This window comes from Mucilaginibacter pedocola (genome assembly GCF_002013915.1).
Classification (GTDB): domain Bacteria; phylum Bacteroidota; class Bacteroidia; order Sphingobacteriales; family Sphingobacteriaceae; genus Mucilaginibacter; species Mucilaginibacter pedocola.
Genome location: NZ_MBTF01000012.1, coordinates 652,459 through 666,780, shown reverse-complemented (window position 1 = coordinate 666,780; position 14,322 = coordinate 652,459). Strand labels below are relative to the sequence as shown.

Genomic DNA, 14,322 nt, shown 5'->3' with positions numbered 1-14,322 from the left:
CTGAATCGTCCTGAAATAAGTTGACAGATTTTACGATAGTCCCAGTTACGTGAGTAGCTGGGATTTTTGTTTATAAACACTTTGAGGTGTTTTCATCTTCAAAGATAAATGCGGCCGGTAATTATTGTACAGATCAACAGCTTCTTCTGTTAATAATTTTGCATGCAATTTTGATTTTAGTACGTTGCCTAAGCCAAACTCTTCCTTTAAAGTTCTATTCATCCGTTCAGCCAGTGCATTCTCATAAGGATCTCCATTTTCAGTCATGCTGATTTTGATCTGATGCTGATTTGCGATACTTACATATTCTGCACTACAGTACTGCATCCCCCGGTCTGAATGATGTATAAGTTGGTGCTGCCTGTTTTTTCTGTTCCTGATAGCCATTTGAAAGGCCTGCTTCATTTGTGCCGCTTCCATGTTATCAGCTATCGCATAATCCATTATCTTCCTGCTATAAGCATCGGTCACCATATTCAGATAACAATTGCCCTCATCTGTTTTGAGATAGGTAATATCACTTACCCATACCTCATCGGGACGTTTTACAACGATATCTTTAACCAGGTTAGGGTATTTTCTTAGCCAATGCTTTGACATGGTGGTTTGTATGTATCTGCGTTTAGGCAATATCAGCATCCCATTTTTCTTTAACAGGGCAAACAGTTTATCCCGCCCAAACTTGATCTCCTGCGCTTGCAAGCTATCTCTGATCTGATGATGAAGTTTTCTGCCACCTAAACGGGATAATACTTTCCGCTCCTTGTCAACAAGCTGCTTTATTTGCAGTTCCTGTTCGTTCTTTTGCTCCTGCTCTTTGCAGTGCTTATAGAAATATTGACGGCTATATCCTAAAACGTTAGCTACAAATCCAACGGTTCGTCGGTCTCGCTTCGAGCCTGTTCTGTAGCTTCTGACAACAGGCTCAAATACTTTTTTCTAATATCAGTATTCAACCGGCTGTCGGCTATATCGATAGCTCGGTTCAAAACTTCTTTCTCTTGTTCCAATCGCTTTAGCTTCTTTTCCAGTTCCCGGATCTTCTTATTGGGTGTATCTCTTTTCATGGCTTCTGATTCTTTCCAATCTAATCTACCATGTTTTCGCAACCAAACCAACACGGTGCTTTTACCCTGGATGCCATAACGCAACTGCGCCTGCTTGTAAGTAAGTTCGCCTTTTTCTACTGCGTCTACAATCTCCAGTTTAAATGATAAACTGTAATCTTTTTGGGTCTTTCTCTGATAGGCCTTAACTTCTTGTTCTTTCATTTGTTAACACTTTTTGTGTCAACCTATTTTAGGATGGGACAAGTACCTAAAGCAAAAAGGCTGCTTCATTTTCTGAGGCAGCCTTTTGCTTTCGTAATATTTTCGTATTAGCTTGCCGGCTCGCAAGGCGGGTTGATCGATGCAAGGAAAGAAAATGCAGCAGCCTCCAAAACAGAAGATATTGGCCCGGTAATCATTCCATATAGTGCACCAGCCGCATCAGCAGCAATGATAACCTGGTTGCAACCGCTTGGACCCGGTTCGGCAACTTTATTTATTTTCAAGCCATTTGCGCTTTTTGCCGAAGCACTCCAATAATTGTAAGATGAATTATAAACAACAGCAAAAGCATCTGCGAACTTTCTGTCTTTTTCGCTAAAATTCGTTGTCGTCAACTTATTTACTGAAACTAATATCGTCTCCACATCTACGCCTGATTTTGTCTGCTTATGAATGTCTTCCAAAGCATTTACCAATTGTTGGCTAATGTCATTTCTATCTTTCAGTGTTTCAATGATCGAGCTTAGTTTATCTAATCCATCCATCTTGCCCCATGCATGGATGGTTGCCGCATTTTTAGTTGCATCCAGAGCTTTTAATGATTTTCTGATCTCACCCTCATTAAATATTTCAGGGTTTTCTTTTACAAGCGACACAATGAGTTTTTCTCTTACTTCATTAAATGTGGGCTGAACAGAGCCACCGGTCGAGTTGACCTTCAGGGTGGATTGTTGTTGCGCAAGAAGGTCAAGGGCTGTGTTATGCCACATTCCAATATCCGCTGTTTTTAATTTGCCAGCATCACTTGCTTGGGCAGATGGGTTGGTAGTGTTTTTTTGGCAAGAAGCCCAAACGATGGCTAGTGCCAATAGCATAGCCGCAGAAAAAAATACTTTTTTCATTTTTTTTGTTTTAAGGTTTAGTTAAAAAAATACAAATCAATACATTTTGATTTGCTTGGTTCAAATCTACCTTAATTCATGATTAAACAAAATTTAATTGAGAATTTAAAATTATTCAGAATATTCATTAGCCTATTTGGCCTTTGAAATATATTACTATCTTTTAACAAGCCATAAACCGATAAATTTAATAGTTTTCTTGTCATTTTGTAAAGTTTACTTATATTGCGCAATAATTAAAAAGATATGAACAATTTTACTTTATTTCCTCAGCAGTCTTATAAAGCCAAAATCGCTGGCTTGGCATTAACAGGCGCAGCATTGCTATTAATGATCCTGGAGAGCATTAGCCCTTTTACGATCATAAAACGCCTTTCAACTGCCCAACATTCGCAGCTTTGCTTTTTATTGATCCTGTTTGGCTTGTTTATAATCGCTTTCAGTAAAGAACGTATCGATGATGACCGGGTAAAAACCATTAGAGGCAAAGTTTTCCAGTTTGGGTTCGGGATTTTGGTTTCTTTGCTGATTGCGTTAAGTTTCGTAGGAACGGTAAATACTCACGTAATAATTAGCTTATCAAACGACCTGCCGCTAATTATCCTTATAAGCCTTTCGGTTTATTTGTTACTGTTCAATATTGGTTTGTATATGGATCCGTTGTGGATCAGGAGCAATGAAACGGTCGGAACGAATATTAAGCGTAATAAAATATTTTTCCTCGTTTATATCTGTGTGCTGTTAATGGTTGTGGGCTATTTGATATTCATCCGGTAGCAGTTATGAAGAACACTTTAAAAGTCCAAAGGGCGAAAGCAAATATTACGCAGGATGATCTGGCGAAAATACTGAACGTGTCACGGCAGACGATATATTCTATTGAAAAAAATGTTTATGTGCCTTCAACGGTTATCGCCTTGAAGCTTGCGGATTATTTCGATGTGAAGGTTGAAGACCTCTTTAGCCTGGAGGATTCGGATTAATTGCTAATAGCCTCAATTTTTGAAGAATTAGAGCGCAATAAAAATTATTTTTCAAAGCTGGGGTAAAACATATTTATTGCCCGCCTGTAATAATTAATAGCAACGGCAAGTTGTATTGAGGGAATTATATTTATCAAAAGCCCCCGGTTCGTTGAGCCGAGGGCTTTGTTATAATAGGTGTAGGGTCGGAACTTAGGTTTTATCTGCAGGCAGGCTTTTAAGCAGCTGTGTATGCCGTATCGTCCATAATTTTGAGTCCGTATATATAACATTTGTGTATGTTGCCGTAAAATAAAAATTGTATTAAACGTAATGCATTTTCAGATGCTTCTAAATACATCTTGCGCAGGTATAGTTTATAGTTTTGAGTGCATCCCGCTAAGCGATGAGCCGAATGAAAAATTATTTTTCTTCGTGCAGATCATTGGCGGTGATTCCATGTTGCTGGAAAAAGGCAGGCACCGGGGCATGTGGACCAAAGTTAAAGGCGGTAATATTTCCAAAGAGATGCAGGAAGCGATCTGCCTTACTATCGACAATACGAATGCTATTGAACTTTGGAAAAATATTATGCCGCTGAATGAATTCGACGTTAAGGGATAGATCGAATAAGAATTCCTGATCTCGCTTTTACGTTCATAAGGTTACCTTTCTTGGCATTATATTCGCATTAGGAATATAATTGCAAAATAGGCTATTTTATAATTCACCAAATTAAGGTAGTGACGAAGGACGCTGTATATTTATCAATTATCGACACAAAAACGAAAGTTGCAGAATTGCGAACGAAGATTTTACGTGCATTATTGCAGAGCCAAATCACTACTTGCGAAGTCGAAAACCTGTTGAATGAAATGCGCAACGGCTATCATGAATTAAGGAAGTTGTTATTTGCTTACGATAATAATAACCCATTACTGGAACAATATGACGAATTATTATACCGGCTGGATATGGAGTGTATATTGCTAAGCAGCGGTGTGGTTTATTCTGCCGATAAGTCAATATAGCCTATAAGTTTTCGATGGGAGGAAAAAAACAACGTACGTTATCGATAAATGCTTTCGTAGGGCAAAATATCCGGCCTCTAAGGAAAGATAAAAGGCTAAGCCTAAAAGCGGTCGCTGAAAAGCTCGACGTTAGCAGTGCCTCATTATCAAAGATCGAGAATGGTCTTACCGATATTAACTTTTCCCGCCTCGGACAGATCGCCGAGGCGTTTGAAGTGGATGTGCTAAGTTTGGTTTCTAATGAGGTCATACCTCCCCGCCCAGGCGAAGCACATATCGAAAGGGGTAGGCAACGCCTTGATGCACGGGATAGGGAAATATTAGAACTGCAAAGAAAAGCCATTTTCCTTCTGGAAGAAGTTCTTGCGCAGAAAGACAAACCTAACAGCACAAAAAATTAATGATAGCCTTTCCTGGCTACTGCGTTTCAGACAGCGATCTTTAGCACGGTGCCGTTCAAATTCTGAACGTTCAGCCTTTTTTCAGTAATATTACCTGAGCGGTCCATTTTTGCGGTGGCATAATATAATAGCCCGTTGACACGGTAATAAGCTTTCACGTGGTACTCTCCCCATTTTTTGACTTTCAGTACAAAGCATTCAGGCTGATAATAGTCGGCGATAGATAGCGATGCCCGGATAGCATCGGCAAGCGGCAGGCATTCAGTTTCATTGCAAAATTGGTTTTCAAAGTAAATTTTTTCGGCATTCATAAGCGTATTAGTAGTAGTTGATCAGATACGCGTAGTGCAACAATAATTATGCCCCGCAATCTTCATGGCACCCTATCGCATAGAAATATTCGGACGCGTTAGAAATATAACTGTTGAAGTGACCGAAATAAACCTCAAAGAAATCATCGTAGTCCATTATCTGTACTTTCTGTATCGAAGGGACTTGTGGTATTACTCCATGTAGTTCTACGATAGCAATTTCAATTGACCATAATTGGTTCCGCAGAATTATTTCTGTAGGAAACCTCTACACCTTAAATCAACATTCGTAATAATGGACAATGCCTGAACTCAAAGAAAATTCAACACTATCCGCTGCACTGCCATCACAAAATTAGCACCGCAGCAAGAACGTCAAGGCTATACAAGCGGGCCTGCGCTTTTCAGCGGAGTCCCGGCCTTGACATCCCTGCTGCTTACTGCTCCCGGTTGTTTACGCATTGCAATGGATAGCTGTGTGCAATAAACAAAGAACCTTGTTATGTTTGAATTATAGCCAAGTTTTTTTTTGTCGGCATCCCAGGGCATGGTCAGTAATTCTTGGCTACGATGGCCCGTCTTACGGGACACTAGGATTAATATTTCCCCTCCGGGAACAACCGGGGAGTAGTATCCTCCAAACCTTGCCACTTTCGCTCCATAAAAAAATGATTATGGCAGCAATAGACATACTCACACAGGAAGACCTTTTCCGTTTTAAGGAAGAACTCCTTACCGAACTCAAAGAATTGATGAAGCCGGCAGTAAATGCCGAGCAAAAACAATGGCTGAAAAGCGTGGAAGTGCGGCGCCTGCTTAATATTTCACCCGGCACATTGCAAAACCTCCGCATTAATGGAACACTGCGTTTCACTAAGGTCGGTTCGACGTTGTACTATAAGCTGGATGACATCAATGCTTTGCTGGAAGAAGGGTCTACATCATGAAAATACTTCAACCGTTGACTACCCGCCTGAGCAAAGATTCTACACTACTCACTTCACACATTGCCTTATTTTATGCCGTGCTTGCAAGCTGGCAACGGAATAGGCATGCCGCACCATTCCGGGTCAACCGCCGTGAACTGATGCGCATCTCCAAGATAAACTCGATCGCCACATACCACCGGTGTATCAGGGACCTGAGCGAAAAGCAATATATCATTTACCGCCCCAGCTATCATCCGAAATTAGGTAGCGAGGTTGATTGGCCAATGTAAAGCTGGCTCCAAACTCCGATTGCTTCAACGGCTTTTGGCAGGCTTGCCGCTGGCCGCCTGTGCGCCCAGCAAAGATGTATTTTCGTCCACGAAAACCACTTTGCTTGTTGCCACAAGGAATCGGGGGCGGCGGAACTTGCCCCCTTTGCCGGATATGGAATAGTTATATATCGTCAGGTTTATGCCCGAGCCGTTTTCTTGTATCGCTCGGGCTTTTGGCAGCCATGCCGATAATTCGTCAAGGTATTTGAAAACCACTTCCATATTTTTACCCTGGTTGTTCAATTCCTTTTTTATTTTCTCGATCTCTAACCGAAGCTCCGTGTTATCCAAAAGCATTTCGCGAACTCTTGTGAATATCCGCATGATCTGGATATTGACACTCACGGCACATTCACTTGTCAACACCCCGGAGAGCATGGCAACGCCTTGTTCCGTGAAAACATTGGGAAGTTTACGGGTGCCGCCCAACTTGATGTGCCATTTTGGTACATCAAGTTGTTGAGCTCTTCCCTTGTTAATTGAAACATAAAGTCGGGAGGGAACCGGCTAAGATTCCTGCTTACTGCGCGGTTTAACTGCCCGGTAGGAATCGTATAAGGCCGCCAGGTCTTTATCCAGCATCACCTTTTTATTCCTGATGTGGTAGATCTTATCTGTGATGGTATCATCTGAGGTGATCACTGTTTCGTTATTCATTCTGACTTTTGTTAAATGGTACTGAATTTTGCCTTCAACGCGCCCATATCCTCGCTCACTTTCAGGTCGAGTATTTTGGCATAGTGCTGTGTCGTTTTGATATTGGTATGCCCAAGCATTTTAGAAACGCTTTCAATGGAGACACCATTGGCAAGCGTTACGGTAGTTGCAAAAGTGTGGCGAGCAATATGGAAGGTCAGCTCTTTGTTTATGCCGCAGGCATCAGCTATTTCCTTTAGGTAACTATTCATTTTTTGATTGCTCAATACGGGAAGCAGCAAGCCCTCATTCACGCATTGCGGATGTTCTCTATAAATATCCATCAATTCAATAGCCTGCGGCAAGAGCGGGATGTTAGAAGCCGTATTTGTTTTTTTGCGGCTGGTAGCTATCCATTTACCGCCATCAACACCGGGCACGATCTCCGAACGTTTCAGCTTCTTGACATCCGCATAGGCCAACCCGGTATAGCAGCAGAACAGGAAGATATCCCTGACCTGTTCCGTGCGGCTACTTGCCAATTTTTTTGTTGCCATGGCTGCTAACTCTTCCGTATTCAGGAAGTCGCGTTTGACCTGCTTTACTTTCGGCTTGTATTTCACGAAAGGGTCTTTATCCAGCCAGCCATTGGCGATGCATATCAGGATTATTTTCTTGAAATTCTTAAGGTATTTTACCGTAGAGTTATTGTTACAGTTCCTTTCTGTACGCAAATAGAAATCGTAAGCCATGATGAACTCATGGTCGATGCCATCAATGCCGATATCAGCTACCTTATATTTCCATAGCAGGAAATCTTTGGTGTGTTTCAGGCTGGTTTCATAGCGGTCAAAGGTGCCTTTGGCGAACTCTTTTCCAATAAGCGCCTTTACTTCGTTATTGTGCTGTTCAAATATGGGGATGAGTGTTTTACCAACTGGTTTTTCCTCCTTGCCGAGCAATACATTTTTGAGATTGGCGGCCGTTAGTGGCAGTTTCTTTTCGATCATCTGCCTGTGCACTTCATAAACCTGGTGTTCCAATGTTTTGAGGTATTCGTTCACCGAACGGATTTGCTCTCCTGTGCCGGTTAGTTTCTGTGCAGATGCGTTCCATTTAGATGGAATGGCATTGCGTTTAGAGGAGACTTCGATGCGTTGCCCGTCGATAGTGACGCGTAAGTAGATCGGTGCGGTGCCATCGGCACTCATTTTGGAGCTCTTTGCATAAAAGAGCAGGGAAAAAGACTTGTTCATTGCAGTCTGCTTTAAGTGGATAAAATTAGTTACTTCCTACGCTATCGGTCAAGATGTTCAATTGCTGAACATGTTGGTTAATAGCGACTTATAAGCTTTCTAGTGACCTGTGGTGCCCTTGATGTAATAGGTCACCAATAGGTCACCAGAAGAATGCGATTTATTGAATAATTTGGAGGTGCCCTGAAACAAAAAAACGCCTTAAATGATGCATTTAAGGCGTTTTTGAATCGTTCGATATATAAATTGCGGAGAGGGAGGGATTTGTAACTTTACAATTTTTAGCCCTTATCGCGTTTGAATGTCGGATTTTGAAATAATAGTCTCGCTATAGACCCGCTCAAATCAAATTGAATAATCTCAATTGCTATCACACAAATATAAGCAGAAATTGACATACATACCCATGTATAATTAAAATGTTAGACGAAGGAGGAGTTTGTTTAGTAACCAACGAAGCCTTAGTTGTCAATAAAAACACTAGTTAATACCTGTTGCCGTCAATTTTTGCGATTCAATAACATAAATTCTTTTAAAACTTGTTCCAAGTACGCAATATTTCCGTCTTCGACACTTAGCTGAACACGCCCTATTAACGGCAAGCTGGGCGTAGAACCGAACATAGAATATTTACCTTTTTGATAGAATTGAATCCCCCCACCACTAATGGGGTTTATAACCATCAGCCCTAACAAAGTTGAATGACCTCCATTAACGTTGCCAATGCCATGAAGATATTTAAGTGTTAATTCTTCATAGTCATGGTTTTCGATGGTACCTATTTTCTTGTACTTCGCGTCTAATATGATATAAGATTTATTGTCATTTTCGATTAGCTCCAAAACAAAATCGGGGCGATATCTATAATCGCCTGTTTTAGATACATTTACAAGCGAATCGGGCAGTAATTCATAAAATAAATTAAGTCTTATCGTCTCATTCATTTTTACAAATGAGTAAATCGAATTTATATTAGGCTCAATATCAAACAATACATCTTCGTTGGACTTGAAATGATTTCTTGCACTGGTTGCATGATTGATAGGACTGAACTGCAGAGTATTTTTAATTACATCGATGATTTTAAAAAGACAATAAATCTCATACAATTTAGAAATATCGTTAGTCCCAGAAAACAATACATCTTGCGAGAAAAAAGCTTCCTTTTTGTTTCGGAATAAGTTTATTAGATGAAATATTTTTTGATAATGAGGTTTCGCGTCGAAACGAAAATTTGTTATTGTTACATTACTTAAGCTTTTTACAGGAATCTTAATTTGCAATAAATATTTTATTTTACTCAACTTTTGTTTGTAGTTGTTTATCAATTCGTTTAGCCTTGAGAAATAGCTTTTTTGTAATCTGACTTTAAAATCATCTTGATCGACCACTATCTTAATTTTTGTACGAATTATACTACCAAAGTCATTTAAAGTGGAATACAGTTCGTTTACAAAAGAATGTATGATTTGATTTTCGGGTGTGTTACTATCTTCATATAATGTTCTAACTAACACCTCTTTCGCTTTGTAGTTACGACTTAGAATGATAAACCGTTCTTCATCATAGGCAGTCGCTGACTCAAGTACTCCAGGATTATCCATTATCCACAAAAGTGATTGATCATCGAGCGTGTTTTCGTTATCCCAATTCGTAATTTTGGACGTTGGTTGAAGTTTATAAAAATAGTCCTCTAAATTAGGCATAAAACCATTTTCGAATTCGCTTATTATAAATTGTATTTTATTGAGAATCCATAGCACATTTTCGCGATTTTTGAGCAAATCGGTAGCTTCATTCTTGGTTAGAGATAGCGATTCCCAGTAGAAGAATTCTTTCTCCAATAAATACCCGAGCAAATAATTAATATCATCAATTTTAATTGATGATATTTTTATTGAGCCTATGCGCTCATATTTTTTAACGCCATTAATTTCTAGTTCAAGGTCAATTTCACATATGCCGTAATTGTTTATAAATAACTTTAAAAATGATTTTGAACCTAAAGAATCGGAAAATACATGGCTAAAAATCTCTCTTTCTCGGTTTCCGAAAAATCCGTCAGTTTGAATACTGTAATAAAAGTTATTATCAATTTTTCTTTCAAAAAGTAGCGGAAACCGATAATTCGACAGCCAAACAAATGTATTATCTTCAATAGGTCGCGAACACACAATTTGGAAATTTACATAATCATTATCAGTAATGTTTATAATAAGGTTACGATTAATTAAAAATGTTTCGATTGGACTTGTTTTGTAACTAGCCTTCGAAATGTATGTTTCAAATCGCTCCACGACTAACAGAAATAACTAAAATTTTTAAAATTATCTTCACCTGTTTTGATTATCCGTGTAAGATGATGATTGGTATTTGGCAGCCCCTGAGTTTTTTCAACTAAATTTTGAAGTCTACGATAATATCCTTCGCCTCTGCCATTTATCAATGGCCAAATATTTTGCATTACAGCGTAATCTAATGCTAAAAATTTATTGTCATCTTCTAATAATAACCCAGCTACTTTACAATAATTTTCAACCGCAAGATATTTTCTATGTCCGATTATAGTAGGATTTCCGTTGCCATTATCATCTTCTAAAACACTTATGATTGATTCAAATTTGTTCCTAATGTCATCTTTAAAATACTCTTTATTAGATTTTGGATTTATATAATTGTTCAACTGCTCAAGAGAAAAGATGTCATCAAAATTGTTAATAGTATCTGTCATTAACGAATTGTATCCATTCGAGTTGGCCAAACGAATTATTGGAGCGCGACTAATTAATCGATTAGATAATATTTCAGTCGTATGGTCATAATTAATTGTAGCCAAAAAGCGAACACCGGATCCAAAAGAAACTTTCAAAGAATCAGTCACGTTAATTTCCTTCTTGTAATCTCCGTCTGTCACAGATAAAAAATCTGACCAGTAGTGTTCCATCGCACTAAGGTTGGCCTCATCTAACAATACAAAGCTCGGCACCGAGTTACTCGCTTTGAAATCGTTTTCACAAGATTGTAGAAAATCAAGTAAGCCAGTTTTTGCCCTTTGATATTTTTTTGTAAGCGGGTTGAAGTATCCCAATATATCTCTTGACGAAGTCCATCCTTTTGCAACCGGTATTTTCAAAAACCGATTATTAGACTCACATCCCAAAATCTTGCTGGTTTTTTCAACCAAGCTAGTTTTACCGACACCAGGCAAGCCTGCGAATACTGTCAAAAAATTTTGATTTGTAGTAACCATCAAGTTGACTAAATCATTATAACTGATGTCTCTGTTTTCCTTGGAAAATCTATTTTGAATTTCTAGAAAGAACGCTTTGGAATTTTCAAAAGTCACCGTATTTAGACGATTAACTTTCTTGATTTTCTGTTTATCAACATCAGTATCTTGAAGGCTAGGATCGATGTTGTTTATTAAGTCCGTATAAATTTTTGCGTCCATAACTTTACGAGCAAAATCAGTATGGTTAAAAAACTCATCTTTAACTCCTTTCATTGCGACTTTAATTGCCTTCTCTTGATCTTTTAAGTCATTTATTTGTGTATTTAGATATTCTCTTAAGTATTCCTTTTTTTGAATCTCCTCTGTAACATCATTAAGTCTTTGACTCTCTTCGACGAATGCAATTACAGATTCTCTTTTATCAATATCTGTTATAATTGATTTGAGTTTGATTTTTTCGTCTTCGGGAATTCCTTCAAAAATTCGGTCATCTTGGGTATGTAGCTTTATTTTTAGGTCGTTTACTTGGAGTTCAAGTCCATCCAACTCTTCCTTTTTCTCAAGTAAATTTCTTTCGATAACATCAAGTTCGCTTTTTCTATATTCATTGAAAAAAGAAACTTCGTTATCTTCTAAAAATTGGTTTAAATATATCTGCCCGTTTTCTGTTGTCAGAAAAGAATTTAGATATCGAGGTATATCTATGTTGAACCATTTGTTTTGATTTTCAAAATGATTGAACAATAGGGACAATTTTTGACTAACAAGAGGATTATTAGTATCAGGTATATTAACGTCTTTTAATTTAGTTAAGATCTGTATCTCTTGGTCATTCAATTTTGTTTTCAAAAATTGCTTTCCCCAATTCAACAATGAATCTATAGTTCCAAAATAAATGATGTCATTAGGCGTAATAGTTACAAGTTCAGTTAAACTGTAAAGATAATCGCCCACTATCAAAGCATCCAGCTCCGACTCATTATATTTGAATATGCAATCTCGGTAATTTTGAAAAAAATCTTCTACAGATTCCTCGAAATCAACTCCATCTAAGTCAAAATCAGTGAGATTGAAAGGATAGAGCGTTCCATCCGAATATGAGAATGGACCATAGATTAATCCCCTGTTCCTTATGAAAATAGGTGAATACTGGTTATTGCTAAAATAACCATCATTAATAGTCCTTTTATCCAAGTCGAAATCAACATTTAGGATTCTGATAAACTCCATAAAAGAGAGCCTTCGAAATCCATCGGAGTTCGCTGAATAGTAACAACTCGACGGACTACCAGGTTCATATTTAGATAGTTCTGTTTTTTTAACTTCATCTAATTCGAAAAGCTCATCGTAAGATACACGTGTCTCTATATTAGAAAACCCTCCATAGATAAATATCTCCCCTGCATTTGGGAAATCGCTTTCTTCAGCTTTTAAAAATTTATTTCTTTCACTATTAAAATATAGTATTGGCTTGATGTACCCGAGAGTAGGGTTAGAAGTTCTTCGACTTAACTTTGCGATTACTTTCATTGACAAGGTGTATTATAAAATTGGAACGGTTGATTAAAATACTAAAATACTTTATTAATCTTTTGTAAGCTTGATTAGTTAATAAATATTTAACTAGCTTTTGTAAGTCTAATGTTAAGACGCTATAGATTTACTACGTTATTCGGAATTGATGCCATTTTAATAATTTGCATTCCGACTTGAATAAATTCGGAGTAGATTCCGATTCTCTTAACTCATTTTTGTACAAATATCCCACCTCGTACTTGAGGTTTGATACTTATTGATATAAGGGTAGCAGCTTTGGATAAACAAACGCAGGCACTGACGGCCAACTGTTAGTAGGTCGGGGCATTAGTGTTAGAGGACTTATATGAAATTTTAGCCATAGTGGTTTCATGGTGACACAGGTGCGTTACTCCAATGGCATCAGAAAAATCAATCATCGGGGATCTCTAAAAAAAACGTTCAGTCCCGAGAGAATTAACGCGATAAAGCATTTTTTTAAGACGGCCAAGGGATTCAAGAGTCATGCCCCCGATAAGATTGGGTTATGTTTTGCGGAAAACCTAGGACAATATTTGGGCAGTTTTGACCAGTTCTTCATGACCTTCCTCCGCAATCATGTTGATTGCGTTATGTATTCTTTTGACGGTATACGGGTTTCATATCCGTATTTGCATTCTTCGCAAAGCCAATATCTATGGCGGTGCATAAAAATTTCTTGGTGCCTTTTTCCTGTCAGCATCCTAAGATAATAAGGCTTATTAATTGCTTATAGCGTGCCGGATCACTAAATTGCAGTCGTTACCTTATTGCACTGGTTATGTCGAACCGCCACAAATTACTTCTTGATATCCGCGACTACTTGACCCGTTTTACGGTGGAGGTCAAGATAGCTACCGCCGCTGGAGAATACGACCTGAATAAACATGCCGAGACTATAATGATACCGGTGTTGAATATTATTTATAATGCGGACTTTAAGAATGCCAATGCGACAGAACGCAAAAATTTTGCCTCACTTGACCTGATCGATGACCATTCCCGTTTCGGGGTACAGGTCACGGCCAGTAATACGCTGGAAAAGGTTAAACACACTTTGGGTAAATTTATAGAACGCGGATTAGATAAACGTGTCAACCGGGTAATGATGCTCATTCTGACAGAAAAGCAACGAAATTACAGTATTGAGGCAATCTCGAAGGTGACGCGTAAAAAGGTGCGTTTCAATGTTGACAGGGACATTGTCAGCTTAACAGACCTGTATCCTTTGATAAGTTGCCTTGTAGATATCAATAAAGTGATGCGTATACGGGAATTGCTGGAAATGGAGTTTTCGGATATTTTTCTTGGTGATAACTTTCATTACAAGGATTATGAAAACTTCCGTGCGCAATACCAGGAGAAATGCCTGATCAATTTTTCGCGTCTCAATTTCTTTGGTTTGTCCGTTAGCAAACGGCCTCGGGAGGTGGAACTATATGGCATTTTCGTAACTCCCGCCATTGCATTTCGAACATCTCTAACTTATTGGCGGTAAGATGTTT

The 14,322-nt window shown here is 38.5% G+C and carries 17 protein-coding genes and 1 pseudogene; 8 read left to right on the top strand and 10 right to left on the bottom strand.

Going from position 1 to position 14,322, the window contains the following annotated elements; translation table 11 throughout:
• Positions 1 to 45: 45 nt before the first annotated feature.
• The 3 genes and pseudogenes from BC343_RS15095 to BC343_RS15085 all read right to left on the bottom strand — a co-directional run.
• Positions 46 to 831, bottom strand: a pseudogene (locus tag BC343_RS15095) (IS3 family transposase); the annotation flags it as partial.
• Positions 832 to 863: 32 nt separating this feature from the next.
• Positions 864 to 1,271: a hypothetical protein gene (locus tag BC343_RS15090; protein WP_078348609.1), complete on the bottom strand. Its 408-nt coding sequence runs from the start codon at positions 1,269 to 1,271 to the stop codon at positions 864 to 866.
• A gap of 107 nt (positions 1,272 to 1,378) precedes the next feature.
• A complete protein-coding gene (locus BC343_RS15085; protein ID WP_078348608.1) occupies positions 1,379 to 2,173 on the bottom strand; it encodes a hypothetical protein in 795 nt (264 codons plus the stop codon).
• Positions 2,174 to 2,419: 246 nt separating this feature from the next.
• Here BC343_RS15085 and BC343_RS15080 point away from each other — a divergent pair, with 246 nt between their 5' ends.
• The 5 genes from BC343_RS15080 to BC343_RS15060 all read left to right on the top strand — a co-directional run bounded on the left by BC343_RS15080 (position 2,420) and on the right by BC343_RS15060 (position 4,567).
• Positions 2,420 to 2,950 (top strand): hypothetical protein, encoded by a 531-nt coding sequence (locus BC343_RS15080; protein WP_078348607.1) that lies wholly within the window; start codon positions 2,420 to 2,422, stop codon positions 2,948 to 2,950.
• A gap of 5 nt (positions 2,951 to 2,955) precedes the next feature.
• Entirely contained in the window at positions 2,956 to 3,156 is a 201-nt protein-coding gene (locus BC343_RS15075; protein ID WP_078348606.1) for a helix-turn-helix transcriptional regulator, read from the top strand.
• A gap of 324 nt (positions 3,157 to 3,480) precedes the next feature.
• On the top strand, positions 3,481 to 3,759 hold the full coding sequence (locus BC343_RS15070) for a hypothetical protein (RefSeq protein WP_143822192.1): 279 nt from the start codon (positions 3,481 to 3,483) through the stop codon (positions 3,757 to 3,759).
• 251 nt (positions 3,760 to 4,010) lie between these two features.
• Positions 4,011 to 4,166, top strand: coding sequence for a hypothetical protein (locus tag BC343_RS31030; RefSeq protein WP_156088754.1), 156 nt, complete (start codon positions 4,011 to 4,013; stop codon positions 4,164 to 4,166).
• Between the two features lie 14 nt (positions 4,167 to 4,180).
• The gene (locus BC343_RS15060) at positions 4,181 to 4,567 is read left to right on the top strand and encodes a helix-turn-helix domain-containing protein (protein ID WP_078348603.1); all 387 of its coding nucleotides are present in this window, start codon (positions 4,181 to 4,183) and stop codon (positions 4,565 to 4,567) included.
• A 26-nt stretch (positions 4,568 to 4,593) separates the two neighbouring features.
• Here BC343_RS15060 and BC343_RS15055 read toward each other — a convergent pair whose 3' ends face one another.
• Complete coding sequence (locus BC343_RS15055; RefSeq protein ID WP_078348602.1) at positions 4,594 to 4,878, bottom strand: hypothetical protein; 285 nt, start codon at positions 4,876 to 4,878, stop codon at positions 4,594 to 4,596.
• Between the two features lie 674 nt (positions 4,879 to 5,552).
• Here BC343_RS15055 and BC343_RS15050 point away from each other — a divergent pair.
• Together BC343_RS15050 and BC343_RS15045 are read left to right on the top strand one after the other, a co-directional pair.
• Positions 5,553 to 5,825 (top strand): helix-turn-helix domain-containing protein, encoded by a 273-nt coding sequence (locus tag BC343_RS15050; RefSeq protein WP_078348646.1) that lies wholly within the window; start codon positions 5,553 to 5,555, stop codon positions 5,823 to 5,825.
• A complete protein-coding gene (locus tag BC343_RS15045; protein WP_078348601.1) occupies positions 5,822 to 6,097 on the top strand; it encodes a hypothetical protein in 276 nt (91 codons plus the stop codon). The genes BC343_RS15050 and BC343_RS15045 overlap by 4 nt, the downstream gene beginning before the upstream one ends.
• A gap of 24 nt (positions 6,098 to 6,121) precedes the next feature.
• Here the strand turns inward: BC343_RS15045 and BC343_RS31600 are convergent, their stop codons facing one another.
• From BC343_RS31600 to BC343_RS15025, 6 genes are all read right to left on the bottom strand, one after another.
• Complete coding sequence (locus BC343_RS31600; RefSeq protein WP_238381782.1) at positions 6,122 to 6,463, bottom strand: hypothetical protein; 342 nt, start codon at positions 6,461 to 6,463, stop codon at positions 6,122 to 6,124.
• Positions 6,464 to 6,498: 35 nt separating this feature from the next.
• Positions 6,499 to 6,690: an ORF6N domain-containing protein gene (locus BC343_RS31595; RefSeq protein WP_238381786.1), complete on the bottom strand. Its 192-nt coding sequence runs from the start codon at positions 6,688 to 6,690 to the stop codon at positions 6,499 to 6,501.
• Positions 6,647 to 6,796 carry an ORF6N domain-containing protein gene (locus tag BC343_RS31590; RefSeq protein ID WP_238381781.1) on the bottom strand — a complete coding sequence of 50 codons (150 nt, stop codon included), beginning with the start codon at positions 6,794 to 6,796 and terminating at the stop codon, positions 6,647 to 6,649. The genes BC343_RS31595 and BC343_RS31590 overlap by 44 nt, the downstream gene beginning before the upstream one ends.
• Positions 6,797 to 6,807: 11 nt before the next feature.
• The gene (locus BC343_RS15035) at positions 6,808 to 8,031 is read right to left on the bottom strand and encodes a site-specific integrase (RefSeq protein ID WP_078348600.1); all 1,224 of its coding nucleotides are present in this window, start codon (positions 8,029 to 8,031) and stop codon (positions 6,808 to 6,810) included.
• Between the two features lie 500 nt (positions 8,032 to 8,531).
• Positions 8,532 to 10,328: a nuclease domain-containing protein gene (locus BC343_RS15030; protein WP_078348599.1), complete on the bottom strand. Its 1,797-nt coding sequence runs from the start codon at positions 10,326 to 10,328 to the stop codon at positions 8,532 to 8,534.
• A gap of 2 nt (positions 10,329 to 10,330) precedes the next feature.
• Entirely contained in the window at positions 10,331 to 12,793 is a 2,463-nt protein-coding gene (locus BC343_RS15025) for a hypothetical protein (protein WP_078348598.1), read from the bottom strand.
• A gap of 805 nt (positions 12,794 to 13,598) precedes the next feature.
• On the opposite strand from BC343_RS15025, the gene BC343_RS15015 reads away from it, so the two are divergent.
• Positions 13,599 to 14,315, top strand: coding sequence for an SMEK domain-containing protein (locus BC343_RS15015; RefSeq protein WP_078348596.1), 717 nt, complete (start codon positions 13,599 to 13,601; stop codon positions 14,313 to 14,315).
• Positions 14,316 to 14,322 lie beyond the last annotated feature (7 nt).

Bases quoted from the DNA above. Each gene is read 5' to 3' on its own strand.
- BC343_RS31600 (WP_238381782.1), bottom strand. From the start codon at position 6,463: ATGCGGATATTCACAAGAGTTCGCGAAATGCTTTTGGATAACACGGAG.
- BC343_RS15055 (WP_078348602.1), bottom strand. From the start codon at position 4,878: ATGAATGCCGAAAAAATTTACTTTGAAAACCAATTTTGCAATGAAACT.
- BC343_RS15070 (WP_143822192.1), top strand. From the start codon at position 3,481: ATGCTTCTAAATACATCTTGCGCAGGTATAGTTTATAGTTTTGAGTGC.
- BC343_RS15075 (WP_078348606.1), top strand. From the start codon at position 2,956: ATGAAGAACACTTTAAAAGTCCAAAGGGCGAAAGCAAATATTACGCAG.
- BC343_RS15035 (WP_078348600.1), bottom strand. From the start codon at position 8,031: ATGAACAAGTCTTTTTCCCTGCTCTTTTATGCAAAGAGCTCCAAAATG.
- BC343_RS15090 (WP_078348609.1), bottom strand. From the start codon at position 1,271: ATGAAAGAACAAGAAGTTAAGGCCTATCAGAGAAAGACCCAAAAAGAT.
- BC343_RS15045 (WP_078348601.1), top strand. From the start codon at position 5,822: ATGAAAATACTTCAACCGTTGACTACCCGCCTGAGCAAAGATTCTACA.
- BC343_RS15080 (WP_078348607.1), top strand. From the start codon at position 2,420: ATGAACAATTTTACTTTATTTCCTCAGCAGTCTTATAAAGCCAAAATC.
- BC343_RS15060 (WP_078348603.1), top strand. From the start codon at position 4,181: ATGGGAGGAAAAAAACAACGTACGTTATCGATAAATGCTTTCGTAGGG.
- BC343_RS31030 (WP_156088754.1), top strand. From the start codon at position 4,011: ATGCGCAACGGCTATCATGAATTAAGGAAGTTGTTATTTGCTTACGAT.
- BC343_RS31590 (WP_238381781.1), bottom strand. From the start codon at position 6,796: ATGAATAACGAAACAGTGATCACCTCAGATGATACCATCACAGATAAG.
- BC343_RS15015 (WP_078348596.1), top strand. From the start codon at position 13,599: ATGTCGAACCGCCACAAATTACTTCTTGATATCCGCGACTACTTGACC.
- BC343_RS15050 (WP_078348646.1), top strand. From the start codon at position 5,553: ATGGCAGCAATAGACATACTCACACAGGAAGACCTTTTCCGTTTTAAG.
- BC343_RS15085 (WP_078348608.1), bottom strand. From the start codon at position 2,173: ATGAAAAAAGTATTTTTTTCTGCGGCTATGCTATTGGCACTAGCCATC.
- BC343_RS15025 (WP_078348598.1), bottom strand. From the start codon at position 12,793: ATGAAAGTAATCGCAAAGTTAAGTCGAAGAACTTCTAACCCTACTCTC.